Genomic DNA, 19,016 nt, shown 5'->3' on the forward strand with positions numbered 1-19,016 from the left:
TTTACCTTTATGTAAACAAATGTAGCAAGTTAATTGGGTGGGTACAGTGAGTAGAACCGAACTCAAAACGGCGGATTGTATCACCAGTTTCTGATTTGCGAATGGCTAATGGCAATAAACAATTAGCCATCCTTCTATTAGCTGGCAATATATTCCCGCATATCAGCTTTGCGCTTGCGGAGTTTGGAGAGGGCTTCTCGTTCAATCTGCCGCACTCGTTCCCGACTGATATTTAGGAGATCGCCTATTTTTGCTAACGTCAAGGCTTGCCCATCCGCCAAACCAAAGCGCAGTGCCAATACTTGGCGCTGCTGAGGGGTCAAATCTGCCATCAGTTTTTCCAAGTCAACTTGAAGAGATGATTGGGTGGCAAAGTCTTCTGGGGTAGGGCCATCGTCTTCCAACAACTCTACCAGTTCTGTATCCTGGTTATCGCCGACGCGCAGATCCAAGGAAAGCGGCTGACGCGCCCTTTCTAGGTACTCTCTGACTTGCTTGGGGGTTAGTTCTAGTTCGGCGGCAAGTTCAGCGGCTGTGGCGGCCCGTCCTAGATTCTGAGCTAGTTGGCGTTGGGCTTTTTTGATTTTGTTCAGCTTTTCGGTGATATGAATCGGGAGGCGAATTGTCCGTCCTTTTTCTGCGATCGCTCTGGTAATTGCCTGCCGAATCCACCAGTAGGCGTAGGTGGAAAATCTATAACCTTTGGTAGGATCAAATTTCTCGACCCCGCGCTGCATTCCCATTGTGCCTTCTTGGATTAAGTCCAACAGGTCAACGTTGCGCTTGATGTATTTTTTGGCAACCGACACTACTAGCCGCAAGTTAGCCTCCACCATCTTGCGTTTGGCTATCTCTCCTAGTGCGATCGCTTGCTGTAATTCTGTGTCTGACAACCCAGCTGCATTTGCCCACTCTGCCTCAGTTGGCTCATGTCCTAACTGAGTTAAAAGTGTATTTTTTAGTTCTATTAAGGCGGTTGAGCGCTGTACTTGTTTCCCAAAAAGGATTTCCTGCTCGTGCGTTAGCAGGGGAACGCGCCCAATTTCTCGTAGGTAAGCACGGACGGTATCTGTGGAGGTCTGAGCAGTTTTCATAGTGCTTAGTCTTTAATCAGAGCGATCGCTTGTTAATTATTGTAACATTCCTTAAAGCTGCTTTGTCTATCCCCGGAGGGGGTTTCCTAGCCTTACTTGCTTTAGGTATAGCTATTTAAGAGGATACCCACGAAGAGCCTTGACAATTGCATCTTGGAAAACAAAATGAGAAAAACTTTGCTGATGCTTGCTATAAGGTGAGAAATTCGGGCAGTCAGGCGAGGAAACAAAGGCAGTAAGGTCTGAGAGTAGAAGGCAATACGGGCTATTGAAGCGCTAAATTTCGCAAAAATAAAAAACTTAAACTTAAATTAAGAATTTGGGGATGCCAATGAGAAGATGGGGTAGCGATCGCTTCTATCATGAAAAGAGTCAAAACGCCTGACGACTAAAGGCTGCCGGGAGTAGGCTACCTTTTTCGAGCATCAAGGCTTGAGCCTGTGGGAGTGAGTATATTTGAACGCAACAGAATGCGCCCTTAGCAACAGAGCCTGTAGGAATATATAAAAAAACGTATGACTCAAACTATCTGGATTGCAAGACACGCCAACCGTCTCGACTTCGTGAACCCCGACTGGTTCTTAACCGCCGAACGTCCCTACGATCCACCACTCTCTTCTGATGGTGTGGTGCAAGCAAAACAACTGGCGCAACGTCTGAAAGGAGAAAGCATTGCCCACATTTTTGCCTCCCCTTTTTTGCGAACAGTTCAAACTGCTAACGAAGTGGCATCCGTCCTCGATTTACCTATAAAACTAGAGTCTGGCTTAAGCGAATGGCTGAATCCTCACTGGATGCCAGCAATGCCAGAAAAATTATCTTTGTTAACATTGCACGAGCAATTTCCCCGAATTGACCTGAGTTACACCTCTCGCATTATTGCCAAGTATCCCGAAACCGGGGAAGAATCGCTGGAACGTTCCGGAGAAACAGCAAGACAACTAGCAGCATTTTCAGAAGATATTCTGCTGGTGGGTCACGGAGCCTCCGTCCTGGGTGCGACAATCGGGTTAGTAGGCGGTACACCCGAAAGCACCCAAGTCAACGCTGCTTTGTGTTGTTTGGTTAAGCTGGTGCGTGATGGTGAAAAATGGGTGATGGAACTCAACGGGGATACCTCCCACTTAAGTCAAAGCGAAAAAGTCATCCGGTTTCACTAGAGTTATGACCTTACTTTTGGCAGGCGATATCGGCGGCACCAAAACCATTCTGCGCTTAGTTAATGAGGCTGATGCTGAGGGATCATTACACACCCTCTACGAAGCGATTTACCCTAGCCGCAACTATCCCGATTTGGTGCCGATAGTGCAGCAGTTTCTCAAAGCTGCTACGGAGAGAATTCCCTCAGTTTTCCCGGCGTTGACGCAGGAAATACAAGGGGGAGTGCTGGTGCCGCAAAAGGCTTGTTTTGCGATCGCAGGCCCTGTGGTCAAGAATACCTCTAGCCTCACCAATTTAACTTGGTCACTGGATGCCAAACGTCTAGAGCAGCAACTGGGAATAAAATCAATCATTTTAATTAACGATTTTGCCGCCGTTGGTTATGGTGTCTTGGGTCTAGCTGAGTCTGACTTGTACACCTTGCAAACTGGCAAACATCAGCCAGAGGCTCCCATTGCGGTAATTGGTGCTGGTACAGGCTTAGGACAAGGATTTTTGATCCGAACGGCAGCCAATCTCTATCAAGTGTTTCCTTCCGAAGGCGGACACGCTGACTTTGCTCCCCGCTCGGAATTAGAATTTGGGCTGTTAAAATACTTGCTTGATAAGCACAATATCCAGCGTATTTCTGTAGAAAGGGTAGTTTCTGGGCAAGGGATTGTGGCGATTTACCAATTCTTGAGAGATCGACAAATTGCCATTGAAATGCCAGAAATTGGACAAACGGTCAGAACTTGGGAACAAGAAGCAGGCAGAAGTGAGAAAACTGTAGATCCAGCGGCTGCCATTGCCAAAGCTGCCTTAGAAAAAAGCGATCGCCTCTCGGAACAAACCCTACAATTATTTGTAGAAGCTTATGGTGCCGAAGCAGGTAATCTTGCTATCAAGCTATTACCTTATGGTGGTCTTTACGTTGCTGGTGGCATCGCTGCTAAAATTCTCCCACTGATAAAAGAGGGAAGTTTTCTTCATGCTTTCACCCACAAAGGTCGCGTCAGTCCTTTACTAGAAAGGGTGCCAGTACATATAGTTTTAAATCCGCAAGTCGGACTCATCGGTGCTGCTATTTGCGCCGCCAGATTGTAGTCAATACTTTTCGGAGAGGTAAACTTCTCAAAGCCCCCAATTTATCGGATTGGGGGATAAAATGCGGTGTATCACAACGTTAACCTCTGCGTACCTAAAGCGTTAAAAAACCAAATTTAGTCGCTGCTGGGAAGCATTGAGTGCTTCTTGAGGCGAACTTTTACCTAATAATACCCCCTCAAGCGCCCTGCCCAAATTTTCCGAGATTCGGTTATAACCAGGAAAGATAGGACGCGATCGCGCATCTTTTGCTTGTTCCAAAAACACCTTCAGCGCTGGTGACTTCCCAATAAATTCTTGATATTCCGCACTTTGCCGCGATTTGAGATTTACTGGTAAATAACCTGTTCCCAGCGCCCACTGAATTTGAAATTCTTCGCTGATAACGTACTGGGCAAACGTCCAAGCAGCGCGTTCTCGTTCTGGAGTTGTTTTGAGGATAAATAGATTTTCTCCTCCCATCGCCGTCGCCTGTTGCGTCTGTGCCGGAATTGGGAAAACGCCATAATCTACACCACTTGCGTTCAATTGTCCCAGTGTCCAAGGGCCAGTAAGTTGCATCGCCACCTTACCAGTAAGAAAATTATCTAACTCATAACCGCGTTCTGGCAAAGACAAAACCGCCGATTTATCATCTATGAGATGGCGCCAGAATTGCAAAGCAGCGATCGCGCCCTCATTAACAAGATTCACACTTGCCCTATCATTCCCAATTGTAAAGTCGCCGCCGGCACTCCACATAAACGGCAACCATAGAAATACCGCAAATTCCCCTTTCCCCAAAGGCAAAAGCATCCCGTGTTGGTCGATGCGGTTATCCCCATCGCGATCGCTAGTTAAAGTTCGCGCAACTTGTCGCAACTCCTCCCAAGATTTCGGCAACTGAGTTATCCCCGCCGCCTGAAACAGACTCGGACGGTAAAAAACTCCCACATTATTCGTTCCAAACGGCACCGACCAAGTATGACCCGCGTACTGCATCGATTCAAACAAAGCTGGGTCAACTTCATCACGTATCGGTGACGCATTTAACCAATCTTCCAAAGGACGAATAGCATCCAACTCCACCAGCTGACCCGTCAGCATCGGCGAAAACCACAACATATCCGGAGGCGCATTTCCCACCACCGCCGCCAGAATCTTCGGCAACTGCTGATCCGCCTGACCCACATAAAGCGATTCCACCTGAATATCCAGATGCTGTCGATTAAACTTATCCACCAACGACTGCAACACATCCCGATTTGGCGGCGGATTCACCCCTTGCCACAACGTCAACTTAACTACACCCACCTGTTGCTGCACTTGACATCCCGCCAAACATAGCAAACAGACACCCAACAGCAAACACCGCAGCAAAATGCGACCCAATATATCCAATCCCAGCGACATAATATAAAAAATTATTTAATATTAACAGATAGAATTAATTTTAACATTTATAAACCTCAACATATTACAAAATTAATTATTTAGATTAATTTAAAAGTTACTATAATAAACCTAAACTTTTATTTATTCTTAACTAGAACATCTAAGTTGTTCCAAATAAAAGACGTAAATCCACCACCTCTTCTTTGTATACAACGCCTCTACTCAAATAGATTCTTATAAAACCGCTAGACACTTACCTCACCCAAAAATTTGATATAGCAGAGTAGGATTAATGTTGGATAGGTAAGCCTTAACCTAACCTACAAGCTACAAGCTATTTTTGAATAAGCGTGTTAATGATTTAAGTGTATGGCAGGACATAGTAAGTGGGCAAATATTAAGCGTCAGAAGGCGAGAGTAGATGCGGTGAAGGGTAAGACTTTCACGCAACTGTCTCGCGCTATTATTGTGGCAGCTCGAAGCGGTATCCCAGATCCAACCGGCAATTTTCAACTGCGGACGGCGATTGATAAGGCGAAGGCGGCAGGAATTCCGAATGATAATATTGATCGAGCGATCGCAAAGGGTGCTGGTACTTGGGAAGGTGGCGCTCAACTAGAAACAATTCGTTACGAAGGCTATGGTTCCGGCGGTGTGGCGATTTTGGTGGAAGCGCTTACAGATAATCGTAATCGTACCGCAGCTGACTTGAGAGCAGCTTTTAGTAAAAATGGTGGCAATCTCGGTGAAACTGGTTGCGTATCGTGGATGTTTGAGCAAAAAGGCGTTTGCACGGTAGTAGGTGCGGTTGAGGAAGACTCGCTGCTGGAAGCGTCTTTAGAAGGCGGTGCTGAGTCTTATGAGCTGATTGAGGATGAGGATAATGAAGGTGCTGAGGTATTTACCTCTGTGGAAAATTTGGAAGACCTTGAGCGCACCTTGAAGGAAAAAGGCTTTAAAGTCGGTGGGGTGGAACTGCGCTGGATTCCCAACAACACAATGGAAGTAGCCGATCCAGAAATTGCGCGATCGCTCTTAAAATTAATCGACACCCTGGAAAACTTGGATGATGTCCAAAATGTCACCGCTAACTTTGAAATGGCGGATGAGCTGATGTCTCTGAGTCTAGTTTGTTAACTATATCTTTTTGTCGGGCAGGCATCTTGCCTGCCCGACACAATGTGACTAATTTTACACTGGTGAATGGATTATAGGCGATATGAGATATGTACATCCGTCGCGAGTAGCGATCGCTATATCTGTCTTCAGCGTGGTTAATCCTTAGCTCTGAGCTTATTAAATCTTAATATTGAGGCAAAACGAAAGTTACTCAATATTTCATAGACAGACGATTTTACTAAGCATTCGGAGATTTAAATGACATTTGCAACCGATGAAACTACCAGAAAATCCTTAGAAACCTTTCAGCGTTTCGATGCGGATACTCAGCTTGGTATTCTGTGGTTTGGCTACCTCGACATCAAAGATCAACTGACACCAGCCAATGCCACTTCTGCTCAAGCAGAAGCCGAAACTATATATCATCACATCGTGGCGCTGCCCAAAGAGCAACAGCTACAGGTGCAACGCGATATCATTTCCAAAGCTGATAGCGATCTCAGCCGTGCATATGGCTCTATGAGTTCCAGTTCTCAGTTAGATATTTGGCTGCGTCTAGCACAAGGTATGGATAAAGGCGAAATCATCCAAGTGCCTTCTGACTACGAATTGCCAGAAGAAACCAATGAGTTTGTATCTCAGATCAAGCAACTCGGCTTTGAAGAGCGGATCAACTTCATGCGGAGTGCAGTGATTGAGATGGGTGCTAAGTAAGTAGCAAATATAGCCTGCCCACCCAGGCTTTAGAAGATTAAAAAGGCTGCTTGAAGCAGCCTTTTTATTCGATCGCGTCAGACTTTATAGCCTTTCTCAGTTGGGTGGAATATATTGCGGTTCTAACGTTTGGTAGGGGGATTGCCATGCCCCTACAGCCAGAAGTCCAGAAAAAAGAAGCTCTGCCTTGCTCGCTTGGGCTGTTCGCGTCAAAATAAAGAAAAGTAAATATTCTTATCTTGTTTGACAAATTTTGTTAAAAATGGCGCTGCAACAGACAGATAATTTTGACTACGACTTGGCAATTGTCGGTGGTGGTATTGTCGGGGCAACCCTGGCTTGTGCCTTGAAGGATTCCCGGTTGCGGGTAGTGTTAATAGAGCGATCGCTTCAATCTGCTGCTGTAGCCATAGGACGAGCATACGTCATTTCCCTAATGTCGGGGCGCATCTTCCAGGGAATCGGCATTTGGGATAAAATTTTGCCTCAAATTACTGAATTTGGGCAAATTAGCCTCTCGGATGCCGAAGATCCTCGCGTGGTGCAGTTCTATCCCCCGGATTTAGGCACGGAAAGATTGGGTTATGCTGCGGAACATCGGGTGTTGCTAACTGCTTTGCAGGAGTGTCTAGAAAATTCCCCGAATGTGTCGTGGCTGTGTCCAGCAGAAGTGGTGAACGCAGAATATAAAGCTGAAGCGGTAGAGATAGAATTGAGTGCGAACGGCGATCGCAAAGTTATCCGCACAAAGTTGCTAGTGGCAGCAGATGGGGCGCGATCGCGTATTCGGGAAACAGCTGGTATCCGCACCCAAGGCTGGCACTACTGGCAATCCTGCGTAGTGGCAACGATTAAAACCGAAAGACCCCATAATAATATCGCCTACGAAAGATTCTGGCCTAGCGGCCCGATGGGAGTTTTGCCGTTACCAGGAAATCGCTGCCAAGTTGTGTGGACTGCACCCCACGCGGAAGCGAAAGCTTTGAAGGAACTAGATGAAAAGGAATTTCTCGCAGAACTGGAACACCGCACAGGTGGAGAGTTGGGGCATTTGGAACTTGATGGCGATCGCTATCTTTTTCCGGTACAGTTGATGCACAGCGATCGCTACACTCTTCCCCGACTAGCTTTGATTGGCGATGCAGCCCACTGTTGTCATCCAGTAGCGGGACAAGGGATGAATTTAGGGATTCGCGATGCAGCTGCGATCGCGCAAATCTTGCAAACTGCCCACAATTCGGGTGAAGATATCGGGGACATCCGCGTACTCAAACGCTACGAACGCTGGCGCAAAACCGAGAACTTGACAATTTTAGGTTTCACCGATTTTCTAGATCGAATGTTTTCTAACAATTTTTTGCCAGTTGTAGCAATTCGTCGTCTAGGTTTATGGATGCTGCGACGGATACATCCTGTCAAGAAGTATGCTTTGCAGTTGATGACTGGTTTAAGGGGTCGCCATCCAGAATTGGCTTCTCGCTAAAAATCACCTCTGGCTGAAATATTAATTGGTGATACGCTGCTACCTAATTACCAATAACCACCAGTGATGTTTAATTACTCTTACCTGTTAACTATGTAAATACACCTTCTTGTTCAGGGTTAAAAATGTATTCGTAGTCAAAAACTAAAGAGTTAACATGACGAATAATTGAAAACCCAAAATGAGTCACTATATCTGTGTTAAACGTAGCCATGACTAGGTGAATTAATTTCTTTTCGGTAATATTGGGTTTCTGAACAAAATAATTCCGCCTTTCAAAAAACTTCTTTCTAGATGTAGGAACAATTATACCGTTGACTTGATGAGCATATTGAATAGGTTTGATGTAGGTATTAAGAAACTCTTCTTGGTTTATCTGAAGTTGATACAACCTTTCATGTTGTAACCAACTCATGCTAAACATCATTTTAATGAGTTCAAAACCCAAAATGTAATTAAATACGTTGTTTCGTTCTTCTGTACTTAGAACCAAGCGGAGAGCGGATTCTAGATATAAATCAGGCTGTCTGCTAACATCTTGAGCTGAATGTATATAAAACTGTCTGATATAACTTCTTAAGACAGTTTCACTTAGCTCTAGTTGAATCTGAAATTGTTCTAAATGTTTTTGGACACGTTGTTGAGTATTTTTGTCCTGAAGCCTTTTAGCAACTAAACCAGTTGCAGTATAATCATCTAAAAATTCGGCTTGCATTTCTGGAGTAGCCGCACACATTAGATGACACAAAGAAAGTACATAACGACGTTGGTTCCAAGGCAAGCTTTCAGCCCACGTCTTGGCTTCCGGAGGCAGCTTATCAAGAATACTCTCTGAGTCGGTTTGTAATAGGATTGGAGCTTCCATAGATGCTTGTTCAGCCATGACTTGAATGAATTATAAGTATAAGTAGGTATACAAATCGGAGCCTAAAATACATTCAAACAACCTAACAATTAGTCAGATTAGGTTAAGATAAACTCTTATATTCATTTTGTCCTCCCTACTGAATCACCCTGATATCAGCAATAAAATTTATTGCTGGTTACGCAGCGCTAGAGATTTCCACTCGCCATTCGGCAGTTATGCCTATGGGTGGGAAGCTTTACCGTAAGAGGGGATATCGCATCCACCTTTACCCGGTTCTTTCTAGAAGATGCGGCTGTCTAGTCATCAAGAGCAGTAATTGCGGGAGACACATTTAGAATCACCCCTATTACTAGGATTCCCGAATTAAATACGTTACTAACACTAGAAAGATAAAAAGTGCCAAATTTCTTGCCAAAAACCCGCGTAGCTTGGGCGATTAGGGCAAAAAACCAAGGCTATAAGGGCATTTGTTGGGTAACGCGATTTCGCACGAACCCAAGGGGCAATGAGAGGGGTTGTGGCGCTGGCGTGGAGAGATTAACCAAAAAGTATTTGAACCCAAGGAACGGGTTGCAGTTGACGAAGCTGTCTTAAATCTTTACAAGTTTTTTAATCGCATCCACGTCAATATCAAATCTTTGAGTAATTTTGTCGATAACTTTGGATTCTTCTGGTGTCAGTGTGCTATCAAGTTCGGATATTCTGTAACACTGCGCCAACAGGGGGATAGCATAGTCGCGGTTGAGTTGATCTAAAAGCGTATCTAAAGGCTGAGGAGATTTAATATTAGAAGCGATCGCATCTATTGATGCAGGGCTGAGATTCGCCGCCTGTAAGGAAGGGAGAATGTCTTCCCAAGACTTGCCGGGATAACTTGCCACAATTGTATGAACCAGTATCCGATCCATAATCGCTTGTTGCGCGATCGCAGTCTGCAAATAACTTTCACTCGCCGCCTGCGTTTCTACCAGCTTATCCTCCGATACCTGTGAATGCAGCTGTGCCTCATAAAACCGACAAGCCGCATAACCCAACGCATAGATCATCGTCGCATTTGCGCTGGCACCAATTACCGCACCCGCCACAGGCGTAGCTTTCAACAAACCTAAACCCGCCTTAATTCCTTGACTCCCGCCCAGCGACAAACCAAATATAGCTAACACTTCACCTTTACGGGCTGGATCTTTCAAATCTAACCCATAAGCTGCCGCAATCTGATAAACCATTTCCGCTTGCAACAGTGTCGTCGCCGCCACATCAACAGTCAGCAACGCCAACGCCTGTCCGGGCAAAAAGCTAGTAGCCAAACCCATCCCGCCGCCATAAACTGCTTTTTCCACCATCAAACGATGGGCAACCTGATTGGGGCTTTCCTCTGGATGCTTTTGCTGTAAATCTCTAACAGCATTTTCGGCTTTTACCACATCAACTTGATTGATGATACCGAGTAGCCAAGTTGTAGGCAAGGCTCTGGTGACATGGCGTAAAAATTGGTTATCACCTACATAATTAACCGCACGTCCTGCACCTTGCGTAGTTTGCGAAATCAACTTTTGCGTTTGTTTCGCCGCCGTCTCGCCAACACCAGCTGCTGTCTTTACTACAGCTTTGCCTGTTTTATAAGCCGTGTTGCCTATTGCGGCAACTCCTCCAACGGCTGTTTTTGCGATCGCTTGCCCAGAAGCCGCAACTGAACCCCAAAACGACGGTTTGACATCCGTGGACTGTGTATCGGACTTTTCCACTTTTTCAGATACAATTCCCGGTTTGTTTTCCATCGTTCAATTCCCATTCCCGCCAGGCGTTCTTTTTTGAGAATATCTTGCCAGAATGCGATCGCGCCTGTATCAACAGTAAGAAAAACACTTTCTTCCATTCTTCCTTCCCACCTCAGTACCTCTTTGGTAACTGTAAGGCTTGCTTCTTCTTTTCCTCTACCCTATGCAGCGTCTAGAGCGGTTTGTTTAAAAGACTATATATGAGCGCACAGATTCCCATTCTATAAGTATAGCCCTAACTCAAAAAATATCAGTAATAAATGATACAAAGATTAAAAATATTACTGAAAATTTCCACAGGTTGAAGCGATCGCACTCTTCCAGACATTCGATCGCATCCGGTAAAGTGAAGAAATAGCGCATAGTGCGATCGCTTCCCCTGGCTAGTGGTGAAAATTGATGACAGGTACAGTAACAAATCAGCAGGAGGACATCACCCCAGATATGTTGAAGTCCAAGGATAAACCTCGTGTCTCTTGGCAGGTTCTTTTTACCCTGCTGATGTTTTTTTATATGTACCTACCCATTCTGGTACTTGGCGTTTACAGTTTTAACGAATCTGCCTATGGCGCTGGGTGGGAAGGATTTACCTGGAAGTGGTATCTCAAACTGTTTGGCGACTCTCGCGTTCTCACAGCACTGCAAAATAGCTTGACAGTAGCATTTTGTGCGGTAGCGATCGCTGCTGTTATTGGTACGCTGATGGCAGTAGGTTTAGCTCGTTATCGCTTTCCTCTTCAAAGCTTGTATCGCGGCGTTGCCTACCTACCCCTGATTATTCCCGATATTGCGATCGCAGTCGCCACCCTGGTATTTTTGGCAGTAATTGGCATACCTCTAAGCCTATGGACAATTGTCGCCGCTCATGTTGTTTTTTGTCTTGCCTACGTCGCCCTCGTCGTCTCTTCCCGAATTAGCGCCCTCGATCCCCACTTAGAAGAAGCCGCCCTAGATTTAGGGGCGACACCAGTGCAAGCTTTTATACAAGTGTTGCTTCCGGAATTGATGCCAGCCATTATTTCTGGTTGTCTGTTATCTTTCGTCCTCAGCATGGACGACTTTCTGATTGCCAGCTTCACTGCTGGTACTGGTGCCACAACTCTACCAATTGAAATCTTTAGCCGCATCCGCACTGGCGTTAAACCTGATATCAACGCCTTGAGCGTTATGTTAATGATAGTTTCAGGTGTTGTTGCCTTTGTCGCTGAATTACTCCGTTATCGCAGCGAACAAAAACGGTTTAAGTAGTGCCGATTTTTTGAGTTTAGGAATTTTAAAATTTTAACTAGAAATATTGTCAAAAAATTAACTTTTTTTAGGGTATAATGATTTAATTAAGTTTAATTATAAAGACTTTTTTTATAATGGAAATCTGTATGTATTTTTAAAATACATACAGATTTCCATTATCTAATAATACCGCCCTGCGGCACCAAAGTAAATAATTAATTTTTCCTACTCATATTCCTAAACGAAAAATTAACGAATCAAATAGAACTGCTGGCATATAGCAATTCTCGGTTGCATAGATGAGATTGTAGGGACACGGCAATCTGTCCCTACGAGAGTTTGTGCGGCATCTCTAACCAGCCATTCTCAAGAAGAAACCCACAAAAAAAGCCCAGATATACTGGGCTATGTCGCTATTTGCTAAGTTATTTTTCTACGCTTACCAAAGCAATTTAACTCTTTTAGACTTTCTGCTGGTTTTGCTTAACAGCCAGCAACCTGCACCCAAAGCACCAAAAACAAAAAAACTGGCAACAGAGTTAAGCTTCGCAACCGAATAAGGTACGGGTATTACATCGGTGGTGATGGCATTGAGTTCTAAGAACGATCCATCGCTAAAAGGCGCACTCAGAGAAAGGTTAGAATTGCTGATAGCAATCTCATAACAATTAATGTAGTCGTGGCAAGTAGCCGCAAGTATAGGCTTTTCAGCAATGTCTCCAGCAGGTACTAAGCTAACAGCAGTGGCGGGAGAGATATTTGTCAGCAATGCGATCGCGAGTGCGATCGCGACTACTAAGAGTTTTTGCCAAATCTTCGTCATTTTTTGTATCCGACTCTCTAACTTCGGTAGGTTGGGATGTGCGTCCAGAACCAGCAGATAGCTACCAATCTGTTTAGCAGTACGCCTAAAAACATTCCTAGATAAAAATGGCATAATTTCAAGACAATTACCAGCATTTCGGCGCGGTTTTATTGAAAAAATAAATTTAGATGGTCATGTTAAAGCCTGAGTTAAGTTTGTCATGCCAAGACAGTAACCTAGACTGACCAAATAGTTTTTGGATTGACATGAAAAAAGGAGGCTGATAATCAACCTCCTCTTGAGAAGAAATCAGTAGAAGTACGCAATCATGCGCCCCTACAAATTTCGATTAAACTAATTTCAGATCCGGATACTCAGCCAGCAAGTCATCAGTGGTGAGCGTGTCGCCTTCTGCTTGGGGTGTCCAGAGAACTTCTACCGCAAGTAAGCGATCGCTTGAAATACCACCAATTTGACGTAAAGCTTGACGCAGATCGTCGGTGCTGTTAATTTTCGGTAGTTCCAGATTTCCTTCCACACCCACTACCATCGTCACAACGAGGTATTCACCAGGGTCTTGTGTTATCAGTTCACCACCCGCAGCACTTCCTGGTAAAGATGCTTTAGGAGCAGCTGCTCTGAGCTGATTATTGACGTTAGAAAGAGTTTCTTCAGTAAACTTACTGCGTTCGCCCAGCGCTAGCTGGTTGAACTTAGCTTCTGCGGCTTGTAGCGCCGTTTGCTGAGATTCACCCGCACCGTAAACCCAGTATTCCGGGTGACGTAGCAAAGCTAAGGTGCTTTCTTGTAGAACTTGGGCGCGACCTTCGGCGGAACTTGTATCTGCTGTACGCGCCAGCTGGTCTAGCTCTTTTTGCAGACTCCGGGCTTCCGACAACAAACCGACTTGTACCCGTGCGACGGAAACCTTGGGATTGCTGTAGCCGAGGGAGTCCACTTCGCCAGCATCGCCAGCACGAACACGACGGAAGCTGGAAACCAGGAAGTTAGCGATCGCCAAGAATATCAGGATACTGAACAGACCGCCGCCGCCCCCACCAAAAAAGAAGGGAAAAAGTAACGGGAAGCCAAAACCGCCACCACCGGGATAGGGAGCCGGATAGTAGCCTCCTCCTCCTGGTGCGTAAGTACGGCCAGGAGGTGAATAGCTGCGGCTGGGCGCTCTGAAACCGCCACTACCTCCCATCCGCCCACCCGTGCGGGCTGCTAAAGCTCCATCAGCATGACTAAATGCCAAAGTTAGGACAAGCCCAATGACGAGCAGAGATTTAAAAAATGGTTTAATTGTTGAATGTATTTTGTTACGCATTAAACTATGCCTCTTGAATCTGATTAAACTGTAGCGGCTCTTGCAGCTCAAGGCATCTTTCGATTGGCATCACCGGGTACATATTTAATCTATCGCTTGGTTTGTGACTCTGGGGACTATACGGGGGACGGATTACCGACCCTTTTTCTAGCCGCCGCCGACGATGGTGACGATTTCTAAATTGTCCCCTTGTTTCATCTCAGTTTCCGACCAAAACTGGCGATGCAGAATCTCACCGTTGTACTCAACAGCCACTAAGCGCGGGTTTAACCCCAATTGTTCCAGCATTTCGGGCAATTTGGTATGCGGCGAACAGCTACGGGGTTCGCCATTTACCTGAAGCGCAATCTGATGAAACTGATTAGACATGAGATTGGGGAAGACGAGCATCAATTGTGCGAAGATTTTGCACTCGACTTAGTTGCGAGATGAAATACTGAGCCATCAACATCGGCTGATCTGACTGCATAATAGCGCGGACAACGGCCACTCTCTCGGCTCCCGCTCCCAGCACATCATTTAAGTTATCCACCTCAATGCCACCAATTGCAAACCAGGGAATTGGGGAATTTGCAGATGCATAGCGGACGTATTCTAGACCAGCAGCCGCTTTACCAACTTTGGTCGGAGTCTCGTAAACTGGCCCTACCCCAATATAATCAGCACCTTCAGCGATCGCGCGTTGCATCTCTTCGGGATTTGTGGTGGAACGACCGATCAGGCGTTGTGGCCCAAGTATCTGACGAGCGATCGCAATTGGCATATCTTGTTGTCCCAGATGGACACCATCGGCATCCACAGCCAAAGCTAGATCCACCCGGTCATTCATAATAAATAATGCGCCGTATTGATGGCACAGCTGGCGGAGTTTGTTGGCGTGAGCCAGTTGCACGTTATCGTCGGCAGTTTTTTCTCGGTACTGTACCAGAGTTAGTCCCCCTTGCAGGGCGGCTTCGACAATGGAAAACAGCTCTTCCGAGGCAGATGTTACCAGATACAGACGCGATCGCAACAGTGCCTGATGTCGTTTGTAAGCCAGCAAGCTGCTCTCCAAGGTATACACCCGATAGCGCATCTGCTTAGTCGCCGCTCCCATATCCGGGTCATAAAGCTTGCTATACTCTTCCAGCACCCGCAACGCTTCTTCCACCCTAGAGAAATTTACCTGCAACAGATGCTCAATACTAGAGCGCTGTTCTTCTTGAGGATGGCTCAGCTCTGTGCCTGGGTCGCCGGGAGTATCCCGCGCCGCCCTCAGTTCAATACTATGCCAGCTCGCTAGCTCCTGCCGCATTTGCTTGCATTCATTTACAAGTGGGGAGCTATTCATGCCGAAGCGACACCATTCCTCAATAATTCGCAAGCCTTCTCTGGCTCGGTCTAAATTGGCATCTAAAATGCGGCAAACAGCTGGCTGTGTTTGTATGGGCAAATCGCCGACTCGCCCTCGAACGCTGTGTTTCTCGCCCATCGCAACCACTCCATTATTTTTCATCGTAACAGTCACTTCCCCTTGTTTGCGAAACATTTAAGGTGAGAGGGTGGCACGCCGAGCCAAATTTTGCCATTAACCCATCTATTTTATACAAACGGATAAAAAAATAAAGACGCGGGGATTAAGTATGTTGAACAAAATAAACATAACTTGTATTGCATCCATTGATTAAAAATCTTGTCAAAAATAAAGTATGTTGGTAAGATATGACCCTGCACATTGAAAAAATTAATCTTCTGATAGATGGCTGGAAACAGCTTTTTAGAAATGTAAAAAAATGGGTAGTGTCTATCCAGCATTGGCGTGCATAAACTAAAACTAGGTGCAGATGCCATCAAACTTCACCTTTATTGCAGTGCCAACTTGAGAGGAGTAGAGCCGTGAGTTTGACACGCCCCCGCAATCATAAAAGTTCGGATTTCGGATTTTCGATTTTCGATTATCAAATTTCAGCCAAGAGCCGTCACAATATTCGTACCTGTAGTATCGTCCTGGGAATAGTGGCGGCGACAACAATCCCGTTTTGCCTGGATGTAACGGCAGTAGTGGCACAGTCTAATGTAGCTCAGCCTGCTGCTGATACCACCATGAAAATGCTATACGTCAACCCAACCGCAGGGAATGACACTAATGGCGATGGGGGTGAAAAGACACCTTTCCAAACCATTACCCAGGCGTTGCGGGTAGCTGGAGCCAACACCACGATTATCCTTTCTCCCGGCACTTACAGCCTGGAGACGGGCGAAGTTTTTCCCTTGAGGCTAAAACCGGGAATCACGATTCAAGGCGACCCCAGCAGCAAAGGGGAGAATATTGTGATTAAAGGCGGGGGTGGTTTCCTGAGTCCGACCTTTGCTGGTCAAAATATAGCGATCGCCTCAGCTAACCAATCCACAATCACAGGGGTAACGGTAACTAATCCTAATCCGCGAGGTTACGGTCTGTGGATTGAATCCAACAGTCCCCTCGTCGTCGATAACACCTTTACTGGAAATACACATGATGGGGTTTCTGTCAATGGAAAAAGTTCGCCCACCATTCGCGGCAACAACTTTTACAGCAATGGCGGAAATGGCATCACCATCTACGGCAGCTCCAGCCCGGAAGTGCGGGAAAATGTGTTTCAAAACACAGGATTTGGCATTAGCGTCGGTCAGAATGCCGCACCGCAGCTGATTGGGAATCGCATCATCGGCAATAAAGACGGTGTAGTTCTCGAAGGCAAGGCGCAGCCAATCTTACGCAACAATGTCATAGAAAACAACACTCGCTATGGGTTAGTGGCAATTTCTCAAGCTCGTCCCGATTTGGGGAAAGCTGACGAACCGGGAGGTAATGTTTTTCGTGCTAATGGTGAATTAGACCTTTACACCAAAGCTTCCAATCAGACTATTCCTGCTTTCGGAAATCAGATCGCCTCCCGTACAGAAGGAAACATCGATTTAGGTGGTGTCGCTACTCCCGCCGTCGCCAGCAACACTCTGGATCGGGTTCCTGCTGCCCTATCGCCAAGGCAAATATTGCCAGTTGCCACGATCGCACCGAGCCAGAATTCTCCATCCTCAGCTATAGACCCAAATTGGCGGAGTGAGCCAACCTTTTCCACCCCAGGACAACGCGCACCCAACAACACAGCTATAAAACCTGTGCCGCCTGCATCAAGGTTGCGATCGCCCCGGTCTTTACCAACACTACAGGGTACCTTACCAGCCTTACCGCCTCTTCCTCAGACCTCACCGTTACCCGTTCCAGCAACACCGCCGGCATCAAGGTCGTCTCTACCTACTCTCGACCCTCCCAGGCAGTCTAGTACGTTACCAGCGCTACCGTCGCTAACGCCCTCTTCCTCGTCCCCAGCGTCGCCTACTCAACCTAGGGTTATAGACTTTGGCGCTTCGCCAGAGCAGCCTCTAGGAAATCGCAATTCTTCTGATTTACTGCCAGTGCCTAGCGCTAATATTCCGCTAGGGAATATTGGCGACCAGACAGTGACTAGAGGGACGAGAAATTCCTCTCGTCGTAGCCGTAGTACGCAGGCGCAAGGTTTGCGCTATCGGGTGTTGGTGAATGCTCAGGATTCGCGCCAAGAAGCTTTAGTGCGATCGCTGGTTCCGGATGCCTTCCGCACTGTCGCCAACGGTCGCGGAGTGATGCAAGTTGGAGTATTTAGCAGACGCGATCGCGCTAACGAAATTGTGCAAATGCTGGATAACAAGGGTGTGGAAGCTATTGTTGAAGAAATGAATTGACAATTGCTAATAGTTAATGGCTAATAGCTAATTGTTCAAAATCTATTAGCCATTAGCCTATGCAATTATTAATTTTTATCGGTTTACAAGCTTCTGGAAAAAGTACGTTTTTTCGTACTCATTTTGCAGAAACCCATAAACTTGTTAGCAAAGATTTATTGCGTAACAATAAAAAGCCGTCCAGAAGGCAAGCACAACTAATTGAAGAGGCACTTCAAGCCGGAGAATCAGTAGTTGTTGATAACACTAACCCAACAATTGAGGATCGTGCCTCTCTAATTCAGTTGGGTTGTAGTTACAATGCTGAAATTATCGGTTATTACTTTGACTCAATCTTAAACCGATGCCTTGAACTCAACCAGCAACGCACGGGGAGAGCCAGAGTTCCAGATGTAGGGATTTATGCCACAATCAAGAAACTAAAACGCCCATCTTATGCGGAAGGCTTTCACAAGCTATTTTACGTGCAGATTGCTGATAACTCTGCTTTTGAGGTGCGGGAATGGAATAAAAATGGGGTAGCTGATGGATAATGATGCGTTTGAGAAACAAATGCGCGAACTTGAGTATAGTAGTCTTATCACAAATCTTTAATTTCTTGAATCACCCAATCAAATGTTTCAAGGAACTGTTTTAGTGCAGCTTCATTTGTTAGCTTTGAAAGGAAGACATTAAAATAATTAGGATAAGTTTTCTCCACAAGAAAATCAAGGCGTTTTTCAAATTCTATTACTTGGTCTTGGGAGGTAAGTAGCAGCCTGTAAATTTGGATGGTGCCATCAGTCCATACTGTAAAAAGCGAATAATCCTTTCCCTGATAGTTTAGTTTTGGAATAAATGTTCCGTATTTGCTGCCTTTACCCCATTCAACCTGTATCAGGTCAGTATGTATCCATTCAAGAATTTTTTTTGCAGCTTCACCTTGATCGCTACCTTGTTTTTCTTCAAGTTCCTTAAAAAAGGATAATTTATCCCACTGTTTTCTTTCAGTAACAGAAACAGAGTAATTTTTATCAACAATTTGACCAATAACTCTAGGAACAAGAGCCGTTAAACCTTGACCGACGTATTGCTTAATTTCAACTGCCAATACCTCCGCTGGATTCATTTGTTTATTGGCTCTACCGAACATGGTATGTAAAATAAACTGAAATTAGCTGGCAAAATGCCAAGTCAGAAAACTTCTTAATTTGAAATTGTTGAAGTTTCTAAACCCATAACCTCTTCGTT

General features: G+C 45.6%; 19 protein-coding genes. 8 read left to right on the forward strand and 11 right to left on the reverse strand.

Annotation, left to right across the window (positions count from 1 at the left end):
* Window positions 1–137: 137 nt before the first annotated feature.
* Window positions 138–1,094 carry an RNA polymerase sigma factor, RpoD/SigA family gene (locus H6F74_RS02915; protein ID WP_190436011.1) on the reverse strand — a complete coding sequence of 319 codons (957 nt, stop codon included), beginning with the start codon at window positions 1,092–1,094 and terminating at the stop codon, window positions 138–140.
* Between the two features lie 515 nt (window positions 1,095–1,609).
* Between H6F74_RS02915 and H6F74_RS02920 the strand changes: the two genes are divergently transcribed.
* On the forward strand, window positions 1,610–2,254 hold the full coding sequence (locus H6F74_RS02920; protein ID WP_190436014.1) for a histidine phosphatase family protein: 645 nt from the start codon (window positions 1,610–1,612) through the stop codon (window positions 2,252–2,254).
* Between the two features lie 4 nt (window positions 2,255–2,258).
* Window positions 2,259–3,341 (forward strand): glucokinase, encoded by a 1,083-nt coding sequence (locus tag H6F74_RS02925; protein ID WP_190436017.1) that lies wholly within the window; start codon window positions 2,259–2,261, stop codon window positions 3,339–3,341.
* 102 nt (window positions 3,342–3,443) lie between these two features.
* Here H6F74_RS02925 and H6F74_RS02930 read toward each other — a convergent pair whose 3' ends face one another.
* Window positions 3,444–4,733 carry an ABC transporter substrate-binding protein gene (locus H6F74_RS02930; protein ID WP_190436021.1) on the reverse strand — a complete coding sequence of 430 codons (1,290 nt, stop codon included), beginning with the start codon at window positions 4,731–4,733 and terminating at the stop codon, window positions 3,444–3,446.
* Window positions 4,734–5,084: 351 nt separating this feature from the next.
* Between H6F74_RS02930 and H6F74_RS02935 the strand changes: the two genes are divergently transcribed.
* The 3 genes from H6F74_RS02935 to H6F74_RS02945 all read left to right on the forward strand — a co-directional run bounded on the left by H6F74_RS02935 (window position 5,085) and on the right by H6F74_RS02945 (window position 8,031).
* Window positions 5,085–5,852, forward strand: coding sequence for a YebC/PmpR family DNA-binding transcriptional regulator (locus H6F74_RS02935; RefSeq protein ID WP_190436025.1), 768 nt, complete (start codon window positions 5,085–5,087; stop codon window positions 5,850–5,852).
* A gap of 240 nt (window positions 5,853–6,092) precedes the next feature.
* The gene (locus H6F74_RS02940) at window positions 6,093–6,548 is read left to right on the forward strand and encodes an orange carotenoid protein N-terminal domain-containing protein (protein WP_190436027.1); all 456 of its coding nucleotides are present in this window, start codon (window positions 6,093–6,095) and stop codon (window positions 6,546–6,548) included.
* 262 nt (window positions 6,549–6,810) lie between these two features.
* Window positions 6,811–8,031: an FAD-dependent hydroxylase gene (locus H6F74_RS02945; protein WP_190436030.1), complete on the forward strand. Its 1,221-nt coding sequence runs from the start codon at window positions 6,811–6,813 to the stop codon at window positions 8,029–8,031.
* Window positions 8,032–8,122: 91 nt separating this feature from the next.
* Here H6F74_RS02945 and H6F74_RS02950 read toward each other — a convergent pair whose 3' ends face one another.
* The 4 genes from H6F74_RS02950 to H6F74_RS30375 form a co-directional block, all read right to left on the reverse strand.
* Window positions 8,123–8,914 (reverse strand): hypothetical protein, encoded by a 792-nt coding sequence (locus tag H6F74_RS02950; RefSeq protein WP_242021768.1) that lies wholly within the window; start codon window positions 8,912–8,914, stop codon window positions 8,123–8,125.
* A gap of 575 nt (window positions 8,915–9,489) precedes the next feature.
* On the reverse strand, window positions 9,490–10,644 hold the full coding sequence (locus H6F74_RS02955) for an EcsC family protein (RefSeq protein WP_199300775.1): 1,155 nt from the start codon (window positions 10,642–10,644) through the stop codon (window positions 9,490–9,492).
* Window positions 10,533–10,775 (reverse strand): hypothetical protein, encoded by a 243-nt coding sequence (locus tag H6F74_RS29140; protein WP_199300776.1) that lies wholly within the window; start codon window positions 10,773–10,775, stop codon window positions 10,533–10,535. The genes H6F74_RS02955 and H6F74_RS29140 overlap by 112 nt, the downstream gene beginning before the upstream one ends.
* Window positions 10,776–10,917: 142 nt before the next feature.
* Window positions 10,918–11,040, reverse strand: a complete 123-nt coding sequence (locus H6F74_RS30375) for a hypothetical protein (protein WP_277875746.1) — start codon at window positions 11,038–11,040, stop codon at window positions 10,918–10,920.
* 36 nt (window positions 11,041–11,076) lie between these two features.
* Between H6F74_RS30375 and H6F74_RS02960 the strand changes: the two genes are divergently transcribed.
* Window positions 11,077–11,925, forward strand: a complete 849-nt coding sequence (locus H6F74_RS02960; RefSeq protein ID WP_190436038.1) for an ABC transporter permease — start codon at window positions 11,077–11,079, stop codon at window positions 11,923–11,925.
* A 421-nt stretch (window positions 11,926–12,346) separates the two neighbouring features.
* On the opposite strand, the gene H6F74_RS02965 is transcribed toward H6F74_RS02960, so the two are convergent.
* The 4 genes from H6F74_RS02965 to H6F74_RS02980 all read right to left on the reverse strand — a co-directional run bounded on the left by H6F74_RS02965 (window position 12,347) and on the right by H6F74_RS02980 (window position 15,513).
* Complete coding sequence (locus H6F74_RS02965; protein ID WP_206756283.1) at window positions 12,347–12,844, reverse strand: hypothetical protein; 498 nt, start codon at window positions 12,842–12,844, stop codon at window positions 12,347–12,349.
* Between the two features lie 217 nt (window positions 12,845–13,061).
* Window positions 13,062–14,042 (reverse strand): DUF1517 domain-containing protein, encoded by a 981-nt coding sequence (locus H6F74_RS02970; RefSeq protein ID WP_190436044.1) that lies wholly within the window; start codon window positions 14,040–14,042, stop codon window positions 13,062–13,064.
* A 147-nt stretch (window positions 14,043–14,189) separates the two neighbouring features.
* Window positions 14,190–14,411: a sulfur carrier protein ThiS gene (gene thiS, locus H6F74_RS02975; protein ID WP_190436046.1), complete on the reverse strand. Its 222-nt coding sequence runs from the start codon at window positions 14,409–14,411 to the stop codon at window positions 14,190–14,192.
* On the reverse strand, window positions 14,404–15,513 hold the full coding sequence (locus H6F74_RS02980; RefSeq protein WP_190436092.1) for a thiamine phosphate synthase: 1,110 nt from the start codon (window positions 15,511–15,513) through the stop codon (window positions 14,404–14,406). Before H6F74_RS02980 ends, thiS begins: the two co-directional genes overlap by 8 nt.
* Window positions 15,514–15,917: 404 nt before the next feature.
* Here H6F74_RS02980 and H6F74_RS02985 point away from each other — a divergent pair, with 404 nt between their 5' ends.
* Both H6F74_RS02985 and H6F74_RS02990 read left to right on the forward strand, forming a co-directional pair.
* Entirely contained in the window at window positions 15,918–17,786 is a 1,869-nt protein-coding gene (locus H6F74_RS02985; RefSeq protein WP_190436049.1) for a DUF1565 domain-containing protein, read from the forward strand.
* 59 nt (window positions 17,787–17,845) lie between these two features.
* Window positions 17,846–18,319 carry an ATP-binding protein gene (locus H6F74_RS02990; RefSeq protein ID WP_190436051.1) on the forward strand — a complete coding sequence of 158 codons (474 nt, stop codon included), beginning with the start codon at window positions 17,846–17,848 and terminating at the stop codon, window positions 18,317–18,319.
* Between the two features lie 47 nt (window positions 18,320–18,366).
* Here H6F74_RS02990 and H6F74_RS02995 read toward each other — a convergent pair whose 3' ends face one another.
* Window positions 18,367–18,894 carry a hypothetical protein gene (locus tag H6F74_RS02995; protein WP_190436055.1) on the reverse strand — a complete coding sequence of 176 codons (528 nt, stop codon included), beginning with the start codon at window positions 18,892–18,894 and terminating at the stop codon, window positions 18,367–18,369.
* Between the last annotated feature and the right edge of the window lie 122 nt (window positions 18,895–19,016).

This window comes from Trichocoleus sp. FACHB-90 (assembly GCF_014695505.1).
GTDB lineage: Bacteria > Cyanobacteriota > Cyanobacteriia > Cyanobacteriales > FACHB-T130 > Funiculus > Funiculus sociatus.